The sequence below is a fragment of the Loktanella sp. Alg231-35 genome (genome assembly GCF_900143545.1).
Lineage (GTDB): Bacteria > Pseudomonadota > Alphaproteobacteria > Rhodobacterales > Rhodobacteraceae > Yoonia.
This window is the reverse complement of the sequence record NZ_FREV01000006.1, coordinates 48,110-67,697: the sequence shown is the minus strand read 5'-3', so window position 1 is coordinate 67,697 and position 19,588 is coordinate 48,110. Positions and strand designations below refer to the sequence as shown.

At 57.4% G+C, this 19,588-nt stretch carries 20 protein-coding genes and 1 riboswitch; of the genes, 14 read left to right on the top strand and 6 right to left on the bottom strand.

Annotated features, from left to right (window positions below):
* Position 1: 1 nt before the first annotated feature.
* Positions 2–292: an SCP2 sterol-binding domain-containing protein gene (locus DHN10_RS14965; protein WP_108816159.1), complete on the bottom strand. Its 291-nt coding sequence runs from the start codon at positions 290–292 to the stop codon at positions 2–4.
* Between the two features lie 79 nt (positions 293–371).
* Between DHN10_RS14965 and DHN10_RS14960 the strand changes: the two genes are divergently transcribed.
* The 5 genes from DHN10_RS14960 (at position 372) to DHN10_RS14940 (ending at position 5,176) form a co-directional block, all read left to right on the top strand.
* A complete protein-coding gene (locus DHN10_RS14960) occupies positions 372–926 on the top strand; it encodes a tetratricopeptide repeat protein (RefSeq protein WP_306419271.1) in 555 nt (184 codons plus the stop codon).
* Positions 927–956: 30 nt separating this feature from the next.
* The gene (locus DHN10_RS14955; RefSeq protein ID WP_108816157.1) at positions 957–3,704 is read left to right on the top strand and encodes a helicase-related protein; all 2,748 of its coding nucleotides are present in this window, start codon (positions 957–959) and stop codon (positions 3,702–3,704) included.
* Entirely contained in the window at positions 3,701–4,087 is a 387-nt protein-coding gene (locus DHN10_RS14950) for an RNA-binding S4 domain-containing protein (protein ID WP_108816156.1), read from the top strand. Before DHN10_RS14955 ends, DHN10_RS14950 begins: the two co-directional genes overlap by 4 nt.
* A gap of 49 nt (positions 4,088–4,136) precedes the next feature.
* Positions 4,137–4,472, top strand: a complete 336-nt coding sequence (fdxA, locus tag DHN10_RS14945; RefSeq protein WP_108816155.1) for a ferredoxin FdxA — start codon at positions 4,137–4,139, stop codon at positions 4,470–4,472.
* A gap of 197 nt (positions 4,473–4,669) precedes the next feature.
* Positions 4,670–5,176, top strand: coding sequence for a CarD family transcriptional regulator (locus DHN10_RS14940; RefSeq protein WP_108816154.1), 507 nt, complete (start codon positions 4,670–4,672; stop codon positions 5,174–5,176).
* A 61-nt stretch (positions 5,177–5,237) separates the two neighbouring features.
* Here the strand turns inward: DHN10_RS14940 and purD are convergent, their stop codons facing one another.
* Entirely contained in the window at positions 5,238–6,500 is a 1,263-nt protein-coding gene (purD, locus tag DHN10_RS14935; protein ID WP_108816153.1) for a phosphoribosylamine--glycine ligase, read from the bottom strand.
* Between the two features lie 160 nt (positions 6,501–6,660).
* On the opposite strand from purD, the gene DHN10_RS14930 reads away from it, so the two are divergent.
* Together DHN10_RS14930 and xseA are read left to right on the top strand one after the other, a co-directional pair.
* Positions 6,661–7,254 (top strand): hypothetical protein, encoded by a 594-nt coding sequence (locus DHN10_RS14930; RefSeq protein WP_108816152.1) that lies wholly within the window; start codon positions 6,661–6,663, stop codon positions 7,252–7,254.
* A 7-nt stretch (positions 7,255–7,261) separates the two neighbouring features.
* A complete protein-coding gene (xseA, locus tag DHN10_RS14925; RefSeq protein WP_108816151.1) occupies positions 7,262–8,761 on the top strand; it encodes an exodeoxyribonuclease VII large subunit in 1,500 nt (499 codons plus the stop codon).
* Positions 8,762–8,774: 13 nt separating this feature from the next.
* Here xseA and DHN10_RS14920 read toward each other — a convergent pair whose 3' ends face one another.
* Both DHN10_RS14920 and DHN10_RS14915 read right to left on the bottom strand, forming a co-directional pair.
* On the bottom strand, positions 8,775–9,161 hold the full coding sequence (locus tag DHN10_RS14920) for a hypothetical protein (RefSeq protein ID WP_108816150.1): 387 nt from the start codon (positions 9,159–9,161) through the stop codon (positions 8,775–8,777).
* Complete coding sequence (locus tag DHN10_RS14915; protein ID WP_108816149.1) at positions 9,154–10,170, bottom strand: alkane 1-monooxygenase; 1,017 nt, start codon at positions 10,168–10,170, stop codon at positions 9,154–9,156. Before DHN10_RS14915 ends, DHN10_RS14920 begins: the two co-directional genes overlap by 8 nt.
* Positions 10,171–10,310: 140 nt before the next feature.
* On the opposite strand from DHN10_RS14915, the gene DHN10_RS14910 reads away from it, so the two are divergent.
* The 5 genes from DHN10_RS14910 (at position 10,311) to DHN10_RS14890 (ending at position 15,682) form a co-directional block, all read left to right on the top strand.
* The gene (locus DHN10_RS14910) at positions 10,311–11,996 is read left to right on the top strand and encodes an NAD(P)H-dependent oxidoreductase subunit E (protein ID WP_108816148.1); all 1,686 of its coding nucleotides are present in this window, start codon (positions 10,311–10,313) and stop codon (positions 11,994–11,996) included.
* A complete protein-coding gene (locus DHN10_RS14905) occupies positions 11,993–12,643 on the top strand; it encodes a lysoplasmalogenase (RefSeq protein ID WP_159087015.1) in 651 nt (216 codons plus the stop codon). The genes DHN10_RS14910 and DHN10_RS14905 overlap by 4 nt, the downstream gene beginning before the upstream one ends.
* A gap of 65 nt (positions 12,644–12,708) precedes the next feature.
* The gene (gene ftsY, locus DHN10_RS14900) at positions 12,709–14,031 is read left to right on the top strand and encodes a signal recognition particle-docking protein FtsY (RefSeq protein ID WP_108816146.1); all 1,323 of its coding nucleotides are present in this window, start codon (positions 12,709–12,711) and stop codon (positions 14,029–14,031) included.
* Positions 14,032–14,063: 32 nt separating this feature from the next.
* A complete protein-coding gene (locus DHN10_RS14895; protein ID WP_108816145.1) occupies positions 14,064–14,975 on the top strand; it encodes a DMT family transporter in 912 nt (303 codons plus the stop codon).
* Between the two features lie 92 nt (positions 14,976–15,067).
* Positions 15,068–15,682, top strand: coding sequence for an inner membrane-spanning protein YciB (locus tag DHN10_RS14890; RefSeq protein WP_108816144.1), 615 nt, complete (start codon positions 15,068–15,070; stop codon positions 15,680–15,682).
* A gap of 96 nt (positions 15,683–15,778) precedes the next feature.
* Here the strand turns inward: DHN10_RS14890 and DHN10_RS14885 are convergent, their stop codons facing one another.
* Together DHN10_RS14885 and DHN10_RS14880 are read right to left on the bottom strand one after the other, a co-directional pair.
* The gene (locus DHN10_RS14885; protein ID WP_159087014.1) at positions 15,779–16,108 is read right to left on the bottom strand and encodes a PilZ domain-containing protein; all 330 of its coding nucleotides are present in this window, start codon (positions 16,106–16,108) and stop codon (positions 15,779–15,781) included.
* A 59-nt stretch (positions 16,109–16,167) separates the two neighbouring features.
* Positions 16,168–16,875 (bottom strand): glutathione S-transferase N-terminal domain-containing protein, encoded by a 708-nt coding sequence (locus tag DHN10_RS14880; RefSeq protein WP_108816338.1) that lies wholly within the window; start codon positions 16,873–16,875, stop codon positions 16,168–16,170.
* 101 nt (positions 16,876–16,976) lie between these two features.
* Positions 16,977–17,054, top strand: a riboswitch (SAM riboswitch).
* 63 nt (positions 17,055–17,117) lie between these two features.
* Here DHN10_RS14880 and metZ point away from each other — a divergent pair.
* Positions 17,118–18,293: an O-succinylhomoserine sulfhydrylase gene (gene metZ / locus DHN10_RS14875; RefSeq protein ID WP_108816337.1), complete on the top strand. Its 1,176-nt coding sequence runs from the start codon at positions 17,118–17,120 to the stop codon at positions 18,291–18,293.
* A 173-nt stretch (positions 18,294–18,466) separates the two neighbouring features.
* On the top strand, positions 18,467–19,570 hold the full coding sequence (gene folE2 / locus DHN10_RS14870) for a GTP cyclohydrolase FolE2 (RefSeq protein WP_199910696.1): 1,104 nt from the start codon (positions 18,467–18,469) through the stop codon (positions 19,568–19,570).
* The last annotated feature ends 18 nt before the right edge of the window (positions 19,571–19,588 follow it).

The window sequence follows — 19,588 nt, the reverse complement described above, 5'->3', positions numbered from 1 at the left end:
ATTAGCTGAGCACGCCTGATAGTTTCATTGCCTGACCCATATCGCCATCAACAGAGAGCTTGCCAGTCATGAATGCGGTTGTCGGGTTCATTTCGCCGTCGAGGATTGCTTTGAACACATCAGGCGAAGCGGTCAATGTTACATCGGCGTCGTCGTCGCTTGCACGTGCGCCATCAGCATCAATGATGATGCTTCCTTCGCCTTTGATGGCGAATTTTGCGGTGCCATTAAAACCGGCTCCATCCATTTTTGCGTTTAAGGCGGCGACGGCTTCGGTCACAACATCACTCATATTTCTTCCCTTTGTCATTTATGTGACTGCACGGGCTCTGGTGTTGGCCGCACAGTGCGCTACACTTACTGTTATGGGTATGATGACACATCGCTTCAAACATATCGTTACGGCACTTTTTGTCGTATGCGGGTTTTCCTTACCCGTGGTTGCGCAAGAAACCGCATTGGACGAGCTTTATCAACAGCTACAGGACGCTGATGAGGCCAGCTATCCGCGCATTGAGCGGCAGATCATAACTGCTTGGGAACGAAGCGGATCAGCGGCCATGGACCTGCTTTTGCGGCGCGGCAAAGATGCATTGGATGATGGAGACCCTTTGGCAGCGGCTGAACACTTTACGGCCCTCGTCGATCATGCGCCGGATTTCGCTGAAGGGTATTATGGGCGGGCGTCCTCGTATTATTTGTTGGGCAAGACCGGCCCGGCCTTGGATGATATCCGCCAAGTCCTTAGCCTCAACCCACGTCATTTTGAAGCAATGCGCGGGCTGGCGTTGATTATGGAAGAAATGGATCGCAAGGATGATGCATTGGATCTTTATCGTATGATCCTTGAACTCAATCCGCAGTCCGCAGAAGTACAAGGCTTTGCGGATCGTCTTGAATTGGAATTGGAAGGTCAGTCGCTTTAGCGCGCCTGCCTCCGGGTATCGGGGAATGACATGACGGTTTCCCGTGTAACGGCCGTTCTGGGCCCGACCAACACTGGCAAAACCCACTATGCGATTGAGCGGATGCTATCGCATCGCACCGGCGTGATTGGCCTGCCGCTGCGTCTTCTGGCGCGCGAGGTTTATGACCGAATTGTCGCTGTGCGTGGTCCCAGTGTTGTTGCATTGGTCACCGGAGAAGAGCGCATCGTGCCGCCGCGTGCCGCCTATTGGGTTTGCACGGTTGAGGCGATGCCGGATGGCATGGGATGTGATTTCCTTGCAGTGGATGAGATCCAGCTGTGCGGTGATCCAGAACGCGGGCATGTGTTTACCGACCGGCTGCTGCATGCGCGCGGCCTGCATGAGACGCTGTTGCTGGGCGCTGAAACCATGCGCGGCGCGATTGCGGCGATGGTGCCAGAAGCGCAATTCATGCGGCGGGAACGGATGTCAGAGCTGACCTACACAGGTTCGAAAAAGATAAGCCGCATGCCCGCGCGATCAGCGATCGTGGGCTTTTCGGTTGAAAACGTATACGCCATTGCAGAACTGTTGCGCCGCACGAAAGGTGGTGCAGCCGTTGTTATGGGCGCTTTGTCGCCGCGCACCCGCAATGCGCAGGTCGAGATGTATCAAAACGGCGATGTTGACTATCTGGTGGCAACGGACGCCATCGGGATGGGGCTGAACCTTGATATCAGCCATGTCGGCTTTTCCTCGCTCACCAAATTCGATGGGCGACGGATGCGGCATTTGCAACCCGAAGAACTGGGCCAGATTGCAGGGCGCGCCGGGCGGCACATAGAGAATGGCACCTTTGGCGTCACGGGCGAGGCCCCCGCGTTGGACGACGCCGTGGCAGAGGCCATTTGCGAACACCGCTTTCAACCGGTGAAAAAACTGCAATGGCGCAACAGCGATTTACAGTTCGGCTCGATGAAACGATTGGTCGCGACGCTCGAAGACCGCACTGACGATCCGTGGCTGACACGCGTGCGCGAAAGCGATGATCTGGCCGCACTCAAGGCCCTGGCCCAAGATCCCGAAGTGATCGCGCGTGCGACGGACGGCCCATCGGTGAAACTGCTCTGGGATGTCTGCCGCATCCCCGATTTCCGGGGCATCAGCAAAGGTGAACATGCCGGGCTTTTGACCCATATCTTCAATGATCTGCACCAGCTTGGGCATGTCTCTGCCAACTGGTTCGCTTTGCAGGTGAAACGCATTGACCGCACCGACGGGGACATCGATACGCTGTCAAAGCGGCTGGCCTATATCCGCACGTGGACGTATGTGGCGCAACGCAAAGGGTGGCTTGATGACGAATCTCATTGGCGTGATGCAACCCGCGCGGTAGAAGATCGACTATCAGATGCGCTGCACGGCGCGTTGACGCAAAGATTTGTGGACCGGCGGACCAGCATTCTGCTTCGCCGGCTCAAGCAGAAGGAGAGCCTTGTGGCTGACGTGAACGACAAGGGTGAAGTGACCGTAGAGGGCGAATTCGTCGGACGGTTAGAAGGGTTCCGCTTCCGTATGGACAAGGCGGGCAGCCCCGATGAGGCCAAAACCTTGCGACAGGCATCTGTGCAGGCGCTGGTACCGCAATTCCATCTGCTGGCGGATCGGTTCTATAACGCGCCTGACCCCGAGATTGATTTCACCGAACAGGGTGGACTGATGTGGGGCGACCAAGCCGTTGGCAAGCTGACGGTTGGGGATGATCCACTCAAGCCGGGTATCGAGGTTTTTGTCGACGAAGAGGCAGGCACCGACGTGGCCGCAAAGGTGCAGCGCCGCCTGCAACATTTCATTGACCGCAAGATCGCCGCCGGGTTCGAACCGCTCTTGGCGCTCAAGAACGACGAGACGCTGACGGGTACTGCCAAAGGCTTTGCTTACCGCATGGCTGAAGGGTTCGGCATCATCCCGCGTGGTGAAGTTGCTGATGAGGTCAAAGCACTGGACCAAGACGCCCGCGGTGCGCTGCGCAAGCATGGTGTGCGCTTTGGTCAATTCACGATCTTCATGCCGCTGTTGCTCAAGCCGGCGCCGACACGCCTGCGTCTGGTGCTTTGGTCGCTGGCCAAGGACCTCTCTGAATTCCCAGAAAGCCCGCCGCCCGGTCTGGTCACGGTTCCCGCCGCCAAGGATGCAGTTGCGGGCTACTATGCCATGGCCGGCTATCGTGCTGCGGGTGAGCGGGCGATTCGCATTGATATGCTGGAGCGTCTGGCCGACATGCTGCGCGACAAGGATAGCCGTGGTGGGTTTGAGGCCAATCCCGATATGCTGTCGATCACCGGTATGACGCTGGAACAATTCGCCGATCTGATGACGGGCCTTGGCTATAAAGCTGAGAAGGGTGAACGCGAAAAGGTTAAGGCTGTCGCGGCTGATGTGATCGCCGATCAGGCTTCGGTCGAAACAGAAACCCCCGCAGAAATCCCTGCGGAAACCCCCGCCGAGGTGGTGCCACCAACCGATGAAGCACCCGCCGAGACGACGCTGGAAACGCCCGATACCGGACCTGAAATGGAGGTCTTTTACACCTTCACTTGGGGTGGCCGTGCTGTGCGTCAGCAACGCCCCCAAAACGATGCGCGTCCACGTGGCAAAGGCAAACCAAAGGGCAAGGGCAAACCGCAGGGCGATCGCAACAAGCCGCAAAGTTTCTCTGCCAAGCCCAAGCGCGAAAAGAAAATCGATCCTGATAACCCATTTGCGGCGGCTTTGGCCGGGTTCAAGAAGGATTGAGCGAGGCTCGCCCTACTATCCGGCTCGATAAATGGCTTTGGCATGCGCGGTTCTTCAAATCGCGCAGCATTGCCGCGGGCGTTGTGACCGTTGGAAAGGTGCGGGTGGACAGCCAACCGGTAAGTAAACCCGCCCGTGCGGTGGGGCCGGGCGATGTTTTGACCTTCATTCAGGCCAGTGAAACCCGCGTTGTACGTATCCTTTCGTGTGGTGAAAGGCGCGGCCCCGCACCCGAAGCCCAAGCGCTATATGAAGACCTGACACCTGTGGTGGAAAAACGTCCCTACAATCCCGGTGGTGACAGAAAAGGTCGCCCCACAAAGAAGGATCGCCGGGACATGATGACCCATCGCGCAAATCGTGACCCATTCGACCTTGAATGACCCACGCGACTATTCTAGCTAGTGCCGGTAAACTTCGCCGGATGACCCCATGACATATATCGTCAACGACAACTGCATCGCCTGCAAATACACCGACTGCGTCGAGGTGTGCCCCGTAGATTGCTTCTATGAGGGTGAAAATATGCTGGTGATTCACCCTGACGAATGTATCGACTGCGGTGTGTGCGAACCGGAATGCCCAGCGGATGCGATCCGCCCCGATACAGAGCCTGACATGGAGAAGTGGGTTGAGTTCAACCGCAAATACTCCGAGATGTGGCCCGTGATCATTACCAAGAAAGATCCATTGCCCTCCGCCGATGAGATGGACGGCAAAGAAGGCAAAATGGAGCTGTTTTCCGAAACCGCAGGCGAGGGCGGCTGATTCGGGCGTGAAACGTGAAATGAACCAATAGGGGTTGATTTTCACGGCGCTTCCGAAGGACGCAATTTTGTGATATACTTGCCGCAATGCAGCGAAGAAATTGATTTAGTTTTGTAGTCGACAGACCCGACGGAGGCGTGCCGCCACCGCCGGTTTTTTTGTTGTCTTTCACGATGAATCGCCATGAAAGGACGATCATGAGCAAGAAGAAGAACGAGTTTAGCCCAAACGAATTTGTCGTTTATCCAGCACATGGGGTTGGCAAGATTGTCTCGATCGAAACCCAGGAAGTCGCCGGGTTTGAGCTTGAGATGTTTGTCATCGCCTTTGAGAAGGACAAGATGACATTGCGGGTCCCAACCCACAAGGCAACTGATGTTGGCATGCGCGCGCTTGCAACGCCTGATGTGGTAAGCCATGCGATGAAAACACTGCGCGGCAAGGCCAAGGTGAAAAAGGCCATGTGGTCGCGCCGGGCGCAGGAATATGAGCAAAAGATCAATTCTGGCGACCTGATCGCGATTGCGGAAGTCGTTCGCGACCTGCACCGTCAGGACGATCAGCGCGAGCAAAGCTATTCAGAGCGTCAACTTTATGAAGCCGCTTTGGAGCGTCTGACACGTGAAATCGCAGCTGTTGCAGGCAACGACGAAAACGCCGCCGCCGCAGAGATCGATTCTGTTTTGGTAAGCCGCGCCGCTTAAGGTTGACCGTAAAAGAAAAAAGCCGCGTCCCAGTGGGGCGCGGCTTTTGCGTTTGTCCGGGTCAGAGTGCCCGCCAACCAATATCAGACCGATAGAATCCATCTGGCCAGTCCACATTTTGCGCCATGGCATAGGCCTTCTCATGCGCCTCGGCCAATGATGCGCCGCGCGCGGTGATGTTCAGAACACGCCCCCCGTTAGCAACGATCTTGCCGTCAGTCTCAGCCGTGCCCGCATGGAACGCCATGTGAAAACTATCCTCTGGCAGGCTGTTCAGCCCTGCAATCACCGTGCCTTTGGCATGGGACCCCGGATAGCCATTGGCCGCCATCACCACAGAAAGCGCATGATCATCGGCCCAATTGACCTTGATCTCGTGCAGGCGCTGTTCTGCGCAGGCCTGCAACAGATCAAGGATCTGCCCCCCAAGCCGCATCATCAGGCATTGGCATTCTGGATCACCAAAGCGCACGTTGTATTCCACCAGCCGGGGCTGCCCGTTCTGGATCATCAGCCCGCAGAAAAGAACGCCCTGAAACGGCGTACCGCGTTTGGCCATTTCATCCATTGTGGGGCGAATAATCTCATCCAGCGCCTTTTGGGTAATCTCATCGCTCATCACTGGGGCTGGGGAATAGGCGCCCATGCCGCCTGTATTGGGCCCTAGATCGCCATCAAAAGCGCGTTTGTGATCCTGTGCCGTGCCCACAGGCAGGATGGTTTTGCCATCGCAAAGCACAAAGAACGACGCCTCTTCGCCTTCCATGAACTCTTCGATCACAACTTCGGCGCCCGCGTCGCCAAAACTGCCATCAAACATGTCGTCAATGGCGGCCAGGGCCTCGTCCTCGGTCATGGCAACGATCACGCCTTTGCCAGCGGCCAAACCGTCGGCCTTGACGACAATGGGCGCGCCCTGATCCCGGATATAGCTGCGCGCAGCGTCGGCATCGGTGAAATGGGCATAGGCCGCTGTTGGGGCATTGGCCGCGTCGCAGATTGCCTTGGTGAAGGATTTTGAGGCTTCAAGCTGTGCGGCAGCCTCGCTTGGTCCGAAAACCAACAGGCCAGCGGCCCGCAAGCGGTCTGCAACACCAGCGGCCAAAGGCGCCTCTGGTCCAATGACCACGAAGGAAATGGCGTTCTCTTCGGCAAAGGTCGCCACCGCGCCACCGTCAAGAATATTGATATCCGCGCAATCAGCGATGGCGGCAATGCCCGCGTTGCCAGGGGCCACGATCAGGCGGTCACACTTTGGGTTCTGCTTGATCGCCCAAGCGAGGCTATGCTCGCGCCCACCACTGCCCAAAATCAGAATATTCATAGCGGCCCCCAAAAGACGAAAATGCGTTGTTGCGGTTCTAGGGCCGCGCCGGGGGGACCACAAGTGTCACACTTTCATAGTTTGTTAAACATGGTGCTTGGCGGACCGACCGACGGCACCTAAGCTGATCCGTGGGGGCGCTGCTGCGCAGGTGTTAACGATGAAAAGGACGAAAACCGACCGCCGGTTATGGCATCGGCTGGAAGGCTACAGTTTTCACGAACGGCCTCTGACACGTTCACTGGTCGACCGGCTTGAGGAAGAGACCGGACACTCGACCGACGTTTGCTATATTCTGGTCGAGGAATATCGTCGCTACATGTATCTGGTCGGAAGCACCGGCGAGACGCTGGCCCCGTCGCCCATTGTTGATGTGGTCTGGCGGCTGCATGTGGCTGATGAGAAAGCCTATTTTGAGGATTTCTGCCCCCGGATCATTGGGCGCACCATCCATTATACGCCGCACGACACCGAGACAGAACATTTTCTGGATGATCCGGCCTACCTCAAGACACTCGACTACTATGCCCAAGAGTTTGGTCGTGCACAGGTTCAGTTCTGGCCCGACCCTGATGATCCGTCTGTTGGGATGTCCAGTTTTCTGCTCTGGTTGATCGGGCTTGTTGCTGTGGGGTTGGCCGTTTTGGTGAACTCAACACTGTTTGCCATCTTCGGCGCATTGGTTATTCTGACCCAAGTGTTTATGCGGTGGAAATTCGCATCGCTGCCACTGCGCAGATTAGACACCTCCTGAGGGTAGAATGAACGACCTTTTTGAAGACGGCCCGGCGGATAACACGCCGGAATTTTCGGTATCGGAAATCTCTGGTGCTGTGAAAAAGGCCGTTGAAGGCGGGTTTTCACATGTACGGGTGCGTGGCGAGGTCGGCCGCGTGTCGCGTCCGGGGTCCGGGCATATCTATATGGACCTCAAGGATGAACGCGCCGTGTTGGCTGGTGTCATCTGGAAGGGCCGCGCACAGGGCCTGGCCCATCGTCCCGAGGAAGGGATGGAAGTTATCGCCACCGGCAAGCTGACGACCTTTCCCGGTCAATCCAAATACCAGATGGTGATTGAAGATATCGCACCTGCGGGCGCGGGCGCACTCATGGCCATGCTGGAAAAACGCAAAGCAGCACTGGCTGCCGAAGGGTTGTTCGCACCCGAGCGCAAGAAGCCGTTGCCTTATCTACCTGAAATCATTGGTGTTGTAACCTCACCATCGGGTGCTGTGATCCGCGATATTCTGCACCGTCTGCGCGACCGTTTTCCTCGTAAGGTTCTGGTGTGGCCTGTTGCCGTGCAGGGTGCCAAATGTGCGCCAGAGGTTGCTGCCGCCATCGAAGGATTCAATAGGCTGACGCCCGGCGGGGCCTTGCCACGGCCTGATTTGCTGATTGTGGCACGCGGTGGTGGATCGCTCGAAGACCTTTGGGGTTTTAACGAAGAGGTTGTCGCGCGGGCTGCTGCTGCGTCTGCGATTCCGTTGATTTCCGCCGTTGGTCACGAAACAGACACAACGCTCATTGATTTTGTATCTGACCAGCGCGCGCCCACACCAACAGCTGCTGCCGAACTGGCCGTGCCTGTTCGGATGGAACTACTCGCCTGGACTGATCAGCAAGGCGCGCGGTTGAGCAGGGCCTTGACCACAGGGATCGCACAGCGCCAGCAACGGCTGCGCGATCTGGGCCGAGCGTTGCCGCAGGTTGATACGCTGGTCGAAGGACCACGCCAGCGGTTAGATTATCTGGGCGAGCGTTTGCCGGCTGCTTTGCGCAGCGCGGCGGACAAAAAACGCCTGCAGATGACCGAGGCCGCGCTGCGCCCCGGTGTCTTGATGCGCCGGTTGGCCGAGGAACGCCGCCGATTGGACGGGCTGTCCGCGCGTCTGGAACCAGCATTGAGCCGCAGAACACGGGACGGGCAAAAGATGCTTGCGCAGACCAGTCGTGGATTACGCAGTGATGTGCTGCACACTCGGGTGTCGCGGGCGGCTGAACGGTTGGACGTTGTTCTGCGCCGTCTGTCTGACCGGGCAACGCGCCAACAGTCAGAGCGTGCCGCGCGACTGGACGCCCTCGACCGCCTGCGCGAGACATTGGGTTATGTTGAAACGCTGCGGCGCGGTTATGCGGTGGTGCGTGGTGATGGTGCAGTTGTCACCGATAAAACCTCTGCGGCGAAGGCTGATGATCTTGAGATCGAATTTGCGGATGGTCGTCTTGCGGTCAATAAAGATGCGCAGGGGCGGCTTTAGTAGCGCGCTATGCTCAGGACGATAAATCGTTGCAAATCAATGGGTCATCGCGCTCTGGGACTTCATAGATGACGGTCGTGTTTGGTCGTGTCGTGAAAACGCCGCGCATCCCGCCGGGTTCATCAAAGATTGCCCAGCATTTGTGTTCAGGGTCGCCCTCGTAGCGAAAACAGATGTCGCCCTTGCTTTCAAACCAGACCCCATATTGGCAGATGCCATCAAAGGTTGACCACATGACGCGGCGACCGGGCAGGTAACGCTCAACCCCAAATTCGGGACTCAGTTCAGTGCGGAATGTGATGGTGCGGTCTGTGACATAGGCCTCAAAGTCTTCGGCGTTCATCTGATCCTGCGCGGCCGCAGGGGTGGCCACAACCAGTGCCAAAAGAAGATTACGCATTCTGCCACCTCGCAACACGTGGGTCCATCACCCGCCGCCAAAGCGGCGGGACCAGCGCAATGCTTGCCATCAAGGGCAGGGGGCGCGGCAGCATGGGCGCATTGTCGGGGATGGATAGTGCGGGATAAGGCAGTACAGGCCGGGCATGGTGGTCGGAATGGCGCGTGGCATTCAGCATCATTGCAGAGGAAAACCAATGCGGGCTGTTCCAGCTATGACGCGCGCTGACAGGCTCTGCCCTGCCATTCGCGCCGATGCGGCGCGACAGGCCATAGTGCTGCACGTAGTCCGACATCAGCAGTTGGGCTTGGGCATGTGCGCAAAGCGCGAGATAAGCGAGCAGGGGTGCAAACCCACCTGACAAGACCGCCAGAGACAGACATAAGATGGCTCCGCCGACATAAACGACATATGGGGTACGCCAGCGCGGTCTGTTGATCTTTTGCAGGCGGGCCTTTTCTGCACGGTACCCCTTTACGAATGATCCGACCCATGCCCGCCGCATATAGTGATACAGGTTTTCACCCTTGCGTGACGTGTTGGGATCAGCGGCTGTGCCGACATGGATGTGATGCACCAGCACATGCGCCGAGGTGTGATGCCCAAATAGCAAGGTGATATAGACCCACATCCCCAACCGATGCAGCCCGCGACCGGGGCGGTGGATCAATTCATGCGCATTGGCATTGCTGACCTGTCCGAACCAAAAACCAGCGGCCAGGAACAGCCCTATTTTCTCAAGTAAAACAAGCCCATCACTGGCCAGCGCCCAAACCATCAATGGCATCAGCGCAAAGTGGGTCAAGGCAATCACGCTGGCGAGCCCGTCGCCGTTGGTGGCTTCATCGGCTGTGCATTCGCGCGGAAGAACACGGTCTAGCAGGCTGGTCATTGCAGTCAGATAAATCACGGCGGCAAGCACCCATAGGCCGCCCCAAACCGCCCCCGCGGCCAGCAATGCGGCAGGTGTCAGCGTGGCTATTCCAAAAGGCAAAATCGCGCGGTTCATACTTCGGATCGTTACCATAGGTTTCCCGATCGGTCAGGGGAAATTGCCGTTCTGCGCGTATTGGCCCCTGTAGTTGTCGTTTTTGCGTGGTTTGGCAGATAGCTGGCGGATATGTTGCGGTAAGTTGAAGGGGAAAGGCGATGGCTTTGGACAACCGCGAAGGTGTTTGGAAATCTGGCAAAGGCAAGGGGCGGCACACGCCCAAGGGCCGCCAATTGGATGATGCGGCCTGGGACGAGGTTCGCGCGCTTTTGGGGGATCAGCCGCGCCGCCGTGATCTGCTGATTGAGTTCCTGCACCTGATCCAGGATGCACATGGTTGCCTCTCTGCGGCGCATCTGCGTGCGCTGGCCGAAGAAATGCGGATGGGTCAGGCCGAAGTCTATGAAGTTGCAACGTTTTATGCGCATTTTGATGTGGTCAAAGAAGGTGAGCCAACGCCGCCCGCGCTGACAATCCGGGTCTGCGATTCGCTGTCTTGTGAATTGGCGGGCGCCCAGCAGTTGCTGGCCGCCTTGGAAGACGGGTTGGACGCCTCTGAGGTTCGCGTCTTGCGTGCGCCTTGCATGGGCCGCTGCGACACGGCCCCTGTGCTGGAATTGGGCCACAATCACATCGACCACGCGACGTTGGACAAGGTAGAGGCAGCGATTGCCGCCAATGATACCCACGCGCATCTGCCGGACTATCAGGGCTATGAGGCCTATGTCGCTGACGGCGGCTATGCTGAGCTGGCCGCGCTGCGCGACGGTGGAGATTGGGAAGCGGTGCAGGAAAAGGTCCTTGCCTCTGGCCTGCGCGGCCTTGGCGGGGCTGGTTTCCCGTCTGGCAAGAAATGGGGTTTTGTGCGTGGCAATGCGGGTCCGCGGTATCTGGCCGTCAACGGTGACGAAGGTGAACCGGGCACGTTCAAGGACCGCTACTATCTAGAGCGCACGCCGCATCTGTTTCTCGAAGGTATGTTGATCGCCGCCTGGGCGGTTGAGGCCAAAACCTGCTTTATCTACATGCGCGACGAATACCCTGCCGTGCTTGAGATTTTGGCACGTGAAATCAAAGTGTTGGAAGCGACAGGTGTTGTCGAGGCAGGCTATATCGATCTGCGTCGCGGTGCAGGCGCCTATATCTGCGGTGAAGAATCCGCGATGATCGAAAGCATCGAAGGCAAACGCGGTATTCCGCGCCATCGCCCGCCGTTTGTAGCGCAAGTCGGCGTGTTTGACCGGCCAACGCTGGTGCATAACGTCGAAACGTTGTTGTGGGTCGCACGGGTGTGCCGCGAAGGGCCCGAAGTGCTGAGCGGCACCGAAAAGAATGGCCGCGTTGGCCTGCGGTCCTATTCGGTCTCTGGTCGTGTGACGCAACCGGGCGTCTATCTGTTGCCCGCAGGATCGACGATCACGGATGTCATCGCGGCAGCGGGCGGCATGGCCGAGGGCCATGTTTTTAAAGCCTATCAACCCGGTGGCCCATCCTCTGGTTTGTTGCCTGCTTCAATCAACGACGTCCCGCTGGACTTCGACACGTTGCAACCTTTGGGCACGTTCATTGGCTCTGCTGCTGTGGTTGTCTTGTCCGATCAGGATCGCGCGCGAGATGCAGCGCTGAACATGCTGCGGTTCTTTGAGGATGAAAGCTGTGGGCAATGCACCCCGTGCCGTGTGGGTTGCGAAAAGGCGGTCAAACTGATGCAAGCAGATCAGTGGGATCAACCCTTGCTTGAGGACCTTTGCACAGCAATGGCGGATGCATCGATTTGTGGTTTGGGGCAGGCGGCACCGAACCCCATCAAGTTGGTTGTCAAACACTTCCCGGACGAAATTTGACGGACCTTGCAACTGCCGACCTTCTTGTCGGCCTGTCCCTGATTGCAGCAATCTGGTTCGGTTGCCGCTACTGCTGGCAGCCACCCAGTGTTGCAAAATCAATCGTCAAGACGGCCTCGGTCGCTGGATTGGCGATTGCGGGCGTTGCCCTTGCGGCGCCACCCTTACTGATTGCCGCCTTGGCGCTTGGGGCTGTGGGCGATTTTTGTCTGTCACGCGCAGGTGACAAAGCCTTTCTGGCCGGGTTGTCGGCATTTGCGCTCGCGCATCTGGCCTATATCGCGCTGTTGTTGCAGGTAGGGGCGTCTGTCAGCGCTGACCTGCCTAGCTTGATCGTTGTTCTTTTGGGTTGCGTCATGGCCGTTCTATTGTTCCGCACGACGGGCAAATTGCGCTGGCCGGTGGTGGGCTATGTCACGATCATCGCTGTCATGGGGCTGTTGGCTGTTGGCCTGCCAGCGGGCTATGCGCTGGCCTTGATTGCTGCCCTATTGTTCATGCTTTCAGATACCGTCCTTGGATTTGAATATTTCATCTTGCCGCGCCAAAGCCGCCTGCGGGTTGCAACACCATTTGTGATCTGGGTGACGTATTGGTCGGCACAGGCGCTGTTTTTGGCGGCCCTCGCGCCTTATTCCTTGCCCTGAACCTTTGCATCCGCGCAGCGGTGCGATTAGGTGAGGTTTAACACCACTGTTTAGGGCGCTTTGCGATGTCATTCTTTAAGAAACTCAAAGACCGGATGTTCAAGTCTTCGTCCAAGATTGACGAAGGCCTGGATGCCATCGTGCAGGATGGCGGCGAAGAAGAGGACGTGACCCAAGAAGAGGTTGCCGCAGCACCTGTCGCCGAGGAGCGTCTTCCAGAGCCAGAGCCAGAGCCAGAGCCAGAGCCAGAGCCAGAGCCAGAGCCAGAGCCAGAGCCAGAGCCAGAGCCAGAGCCAGAGCCAGAGCCAGAGCCAGAGCCAGAGCCAGAGCCAGAGCCAGCGGTTTATGAACCGGATGAGGAATTCGAGGGCGAGAGCGCCCCGGTGTCCGAACCAGAACCTGCGACTGATCCCGAAGTTCAGGACGACCCGGCGCCAATTCAGCTTAACGTCGACATCACCGCGCCATTCTCCAAGGACACGGCCGCACCAGAGCCCGAAAAGAAGGGCATCCTTGGGCGGTTCTTTGGCGGGGCAGAGCCGAAAACGGTGATCAAGCGCGTGCTGGATGACGACATGCTTGAGCAGCTTGAAGAGCTGTTGATCACCGCCGATATGGGCGTGGATACGGCACTGCGCGTGACTGCAAACATGGCCGAAGGGCGCCTTGGCCGAAAGCTGTCCGTGCGTGAAATCAAAGAGTTAATGGCCAATGAGGTCAGCCGGATCATGGACCCGGTCGCGCGCCCCATGCCGCTTTATGCCAAGACACCACAGGTCGTTCTGGTCGTTGGCGTCAACGGATCAGGCAAGACCACAACAATCGGCAAGCTAGCCAGCCAATTCCGCGCGGCTGGCAAGAAGGTTGTGATTGCGGCGGGCGATACCTTCCGCGCGGCGGCGGTTGAACAGTTGCAAGTTTGGGGTGATCGCGCGGGCGTGCCTGTTTTGACAGCGCCCGAAGGGTCTGATCCTGCCAGCCTCGCCTTTGATGCGATGACGCAGGCGCAGGCCGATGGCGCGGACCTGTTGATGATCGACACAGCTGGACGGCTGCAAAACCGGGCCGACCTGATGGAGGAACTGGCCAAGATCGTGCGGGTCATTCGCAAGAAAGACCCTGACGCGCCACATAACACCTTGCTGGTTCTTGACGCGACAACAGGTCAGAATGCGGTGCAGCAAGTCAAGGTCTTTCAGGAATTGGCCGATGTGTCCGGGCTGGTCATGACCAAGCTGGATGGCACTGCCAAGGGCGGCGTTCTGGTCGCACTTGCGGACCAATTTGGTCTGCCGATCCATGCGATTGGTGTGGGCGAACAGATTGATGATCTGGCCCCATTTGACCCCGAAGAATTTGCAGCAGCACTTGTCGGGTTGGACGGGTGATTGGGATGCTCCTGCAGTAAGGTCTCGTTGCAATGAATGACCTTGGTGCCTGGCTTGTGTCGATTTCGGGAACGCCGGAAGGGGCGCGGCTGGCGACGGTCTTGGCGTTGGTCTCTGCTGTGGCGCATGCGATTTTCGGTGCGATGCAAAAGGGGCGCTATGATCCCTGGCTGACGCGTGGTGCCATTGATGGCTGGCTGTGTGTGCTTTCTGCGCCGATAGCGCTGTTTGTCGTGCCTTGGCCCGATCCGTGGATGTTCGTGCTGCTGGGTGGGGCGATCGTTGTTCATTTTTCCTATAAGGTGACGATGGCTCTGGCCTATGAACGCGCTGCCTACACCGTGGTTTACCCGGTGGTGCGGGGCACCGGGCCGTTGGTCACTGTCGTCGCCGCGTCCTTGTTTTTCGCAGAGCATTTTACCGCTGTGCAATGGGTCGGCGTGGCCTGCCTTTCGGGGGGTATTCTGTTGCTGGCCGCGCGAAATATCTCAGAAGAGGTGTTAGACCCGCGCACACTGAAACTGGGTTTGTTCTGGGCGCTGATGGGCGGTTTTCTGGTGGCGCTTTACACAACCTATGATGCCTTTGCGATCCGCCAATCCCCTGATCCCTTTACGTTTTTGGCCTGGTTCTTTTTCCTCACGGCGATTGATTTCCCAATTCTTGCAACGCTGCGTTACCGCCGGATGGCGTCCCAACCGGTGCTGGCCCCGCTTGTTCTGCGCGGGTTCATCGGGGCCTTGATCGCATGGGTCAGCTTTGGCGGGGTCTTGATGGCGACGCGATTGGACAAAGTCGGCGAAGCGGCCGTGTTGCGCGAAACCTCGATCATCTTTGCGGCTTTCATTGGCTGGTTCATCATGGGCGAGAAGGTGGGACCGCGCCGCCTGATTCTGATGAGCGTGGTTGCACTTGGCGCCGTCATCGTGGAAATGGGGGGCTAGAGCAATTCGCGCCAAACTTGAAACACCCATCGCTGCCTTTCGCCAACGCCGATGCCTCAAGTCAAATGCGAAACGCCATAGGGAGAACACGCATGGCTGAGAAGACGATCAATCCGATACTCAAGCAAGTGCTTGAACTGGGCCCGACGGTTGCATTCTTTCTGCTTTATCTGCGGATCAAGGATGATGCCTTCACGATTGCGGGCACGGAATACACCGGCTTTATCATCGCGGCATTGGTTTTTGTTCCGATCCTGCTGGTGGCCATGGGCATCCTTTGGATGCTGACAGGCAAGTTGAGCCGGATGCAGGTCTTTACGGCGTTTATGGTGATCTTCTTTGGCGGGCTGACCGCCTATTTCAACGATGAACGTTTCTTCAAAATGAAGACAAGCATCGTCTACGGCGTCATGGCTGCGCTGCTCGGTATCGGCTTGCTGCGTGGTCAAAGCTATCTGCAATATGTGATGGAGGAATTCATCCCGATGCAGCAAGAAGGCTGGATGATCTTTACACGTCGTTTGTGCCTTGGCTTTGCTGCACTCGCTATCGCTAACGAAGTTATCTGGCGCACGCAGTCGACAGAGACCTGGGTGAAGCTGGAAACTTTTGCATTTCCCATTGTCTTGATGGTGTTCATCTGGGTGCAGGTTATCGGATTGCAGCGGTATTTCATCGAAGATGAAAAGACGGCCACCGAAGACTAGAACGTTTCGAATTTACCTTGAGACACCGTGCAACACCACTTGCGTTTGAGCTGTCAGGCGAACGGTAGCGGGTGAATCCGTGGCATTCGAATTGTTTTAGCGCATTTCGGCGTCGCGAAATCCAATCGCACCGCGTCGCATCACGTGTCGCGCATCGCGTCGATGGCGCAGAGTGTCGACCTGATCTTCGGTGATTTGGGGGCGAAACACGATACCCGCCCGATCATTGCTTACCCAACGCACCAGCGCTTCCACATGGTGGGACAGAACGTTGATGCCCAGTTTATCACCCCGTTTGATCCCTTGAATGCCAATCAGGCGTGCACCGGTTGTATTCACATCCAGCACGGTAACCTTTTGTGGCCCAATGGGTGTGCGCAGATTAACCGGAAATTCGGTTAGGTAACGATGCGGGCGATACTGCACGGAGAACACTCCTTCTAATTGAACAAGAAGGGTTCTAGTGGCGATTGCCTAACATTTCGTTACGTGCGTTTGCCGAAGAGTGTGTTCTGCGCTTGGCCATCCTTGCGGAAATCGCCGCGTTTCTCTGCCGCCAATGCGCGTCCGCGTTGCACAGCCGGGCGGGCACTGACCTGTGCAAGCCACCGCGCCATATGCGGTTTGTCGTCCAGCGTTTGCTGTTGCCCTTCCCAAAGCGACGCCCAACCCCAGATCGACATATCCGCAATCGAATAGAAATCCCCCGCAACAAATTCATGTCTGGCCAGTTGACGATCCAACACGCCATAGAGCCGCGCAGTTTCATTCCGATAGCGGTCCTTGGCGTAGGGCAGGTCATTGGGCGGATCCATCGCAGGGGCATATTTGAGGAAATGATGCGCCTGTCCAGCCATCGGGCCCAAACCACCCATTTGCCACATGAGCCATTGATCCACGGCGATACGCTCCCGCTCTGTGCTGCCGCAGAATTGTCCTGTCTTGCGTGCCAGATATTGCAGGATCGCACCGGATTCGAAGATCGAGATCGGAGCCCCATCCGGCCCATCATGATCAATGATCGCGGGCATGCGGTTGTTTGGCGATATCTCAAGAAACGCTGGTTTGAACTGATCACCGGCCCCGATATCAACAAGGTGCAGGGTGTAAGGCAGGTCGAACTCCTCAAGCGCGATTGACACCTTCCACCCGTTGGGTGTGGGCCAGAAATAGAGGTCAATTGGTGTGGTCATGGCGCGCCCTTCCGGCAGTGGTTTTGACCAGAATGGCAGCTGCGTGCAAAAGAACAAGTGTCTGCATTGCGCTTCTTGACCTCATCTTGGCGGCGGCGTATGCCTTGCCGCGTGGCGATTTGTTACCGGATTGCGGGCCACGTTAAATATGCCGCTAAAGAGGGTTGCAGGTTTTTCATGCCTCGATACCTTTTCCCGGTGTCGGGGTTTTTTAATGCGCAAACGCCGCGCGAGGAATGACAATGAACACGTGGAACAAACGCACCAAGGCCGTGCATGCCGGCATCCGCCGCAGTCAATACAATGAAGTCAGCGAAGCGATCTTTCTCACGCAGGGCTTTGTCTATGACACAGCCGAGGCCGCCGAAGCGCGCTTTATCGAGGCCGGCGAAGATGAATTTATCTATGCCCGCTATGGCAACCCAACCGTTGCGATGTTCGAGGACCGCATTGCGGCGCTTGAAGGGGCGGAGGATGGCTTTGCGACCGCCTCTGGCATGGCCGCCGTCAATGGCGCGCTGACATCGATGTTGCGTGCCGGTGATCATGTTGTGTCGGCGCGCGCACTTTTTGGCTCCTGTCTGTATATTCTCGAAGAGGTGCTGACCCGTTTTGGGGTCGAGGTGACCTTTGTCGATGGCACCGACCTTGCAGCCTGGGAGGCCGCAATCAGGCCTGATACTAAGGCTGTATTCTTCGAAAGCATCTCGAATCCCACGTTAGAGGTGATTGATATTGCGTCAGTTTCCAAGCTGGCCCATGCGGCTGGGGCCACGGTGATTGTTGACAATGTCTTTGCAACACCGGTGTTCTCGGATGCGATTGCGCAGGGGGCTGACGTGGTTGTTTATTCTGCGACGAAACACATTGACGGGCAGGGGCGTGCGCTGGGCGGTGTCATTCTGGGCACCAAGGAATTTATTCGCGGCACGGTCGAACCTTATATGAAGCATACCGGCGGATCGATGTCTCCGTTTACCGCCTGGGTGATGCTGAAGGGCCTAGAGACGATTGACTTGCGGGTCCGCGCGCAGGCGGCAACGGCGCAGGTTCTGGCCGAAGGGCTTGAGGCGGACGGCACATTGTCAAATGTGATCTATCCCGGCCTCAACAGCCACGCACAAGCGGCGCTCACGGCCACACAGATGGGGGTGGGTGGTACTGTCCTGTCGATTGATGCAGGCAGCCAGAAAGCGGCATTTGCCTTGCTCAACGCATTGGACATCTGGACGATTTCCAACAATCTGGGTGACGCGAAATCAATTGCCACACATCCGGCCACGACGACCCACCAGCGCTTGTCTGACGAAACCAAAGATAGCCTTGGCATCACGCCGGGGTTGATCCGGTTGAGCGTCGGTCTTGAGGATGCAGGTGATCTTCTGGCCGACTTGCGGCGTGCAATCGCCATATCGTGAAGAGGGTGACGCAGGGCTGGAAAGGTGCTTTAATTCATGTGCTTGAGCCATGAAAGGCCGTTCTGATGAGTGATCCGCGCCCGGACCTGCGTCGTATCTACCTCGATATCATTGGACATTCCGATGATGCGCCCCATGTAGGGGGTTCAGACGCACCGATTGAGGGCAGTGATATGAATGTCCATTCACCCGATATAGACCATGAACCGACGCGCGAAGAGGCTGAGGCGGCGCTGGCACTGTTGCGCCGTTGGGCTGGCGATGTCACCGCCGAGGAAGTAGCAACGCTTGATCCACTGGTCTCAAGATTGATCCCTGGGCAGGAAATCTCAAACTACCCCGCACTGGCCCGCGCATACCCAGAGGATTTTGAGGTGGACGACGCCTATAAAGCGTCAATGCCCGATCTGCAGAACGGCCCATCCAGCCTTATTCGTGGGGCTAGGCAGCAAATCCAGCACGTTGGCATCTCGAATTTCCGCCTGCCGATCCGCTTTCATACCCGCGACAATGGTGATCTGACGCTTGAAACTTCTGTCACCGGCACGGTGTCATTGGAGGCCGAGAAAAAGGGCATCAACATGTCCCGCATCATGCGGACCTTCTACAAGCATGCCGAGGAAACCTTTAGTTTTGAGGTGATAGAACAGGCCTTGGACGCCTATAAGACCGACCTAGAGAGCTTTGACGCCCGCATCCAGATGCGGTTCAGCTTTCCGATGAAGGTCGACAGCTTGCGGTCTGGACTGTCTGGTTATCAATACTACGACATCGCGCTGGAACTGGTGGAAAGCGCAGGTGTGCGCAAAAAGATCGTGCATCTCGATTATGTCTATTCCTCTACTTGCCCATGTTCACTGGAACTGTCCGAACATGCCCGCCAGTTCCGTGGTCAGCTTGCCACGCCGCATTCACAGCGGTCTGTGGCCCGCATTTCAGTGCTGCTGGAACAGGGCGGCGACCTGCTATGGTTCGAAGACCTGATCGACCGTGCCCGTGCAGCCGTGCCGACCGAAACGCAGGTGATGGTCAAGCGCGAGGACGAACAGGCCTTTGCGGAACTAAACGCGGCGAACCCGATCTTTGTCGAAGATGCAGCGCGCCTGTTCACAGAACAATTGCAGCTGGACCCCCGCGTGTCAGATTTCCGCGTGATTGCCAGTCATCAGGAAAGTCTGCACAGCCATGATGCTGTGTCAGTGCTGACCGAGGGCGAAACTTTTGCCGCAGAAAGCCTGGATCCAAGGCTGTTTCAGTCTCTGTTCCACATCGGATAGCGCTATTGGGCTGCGGCT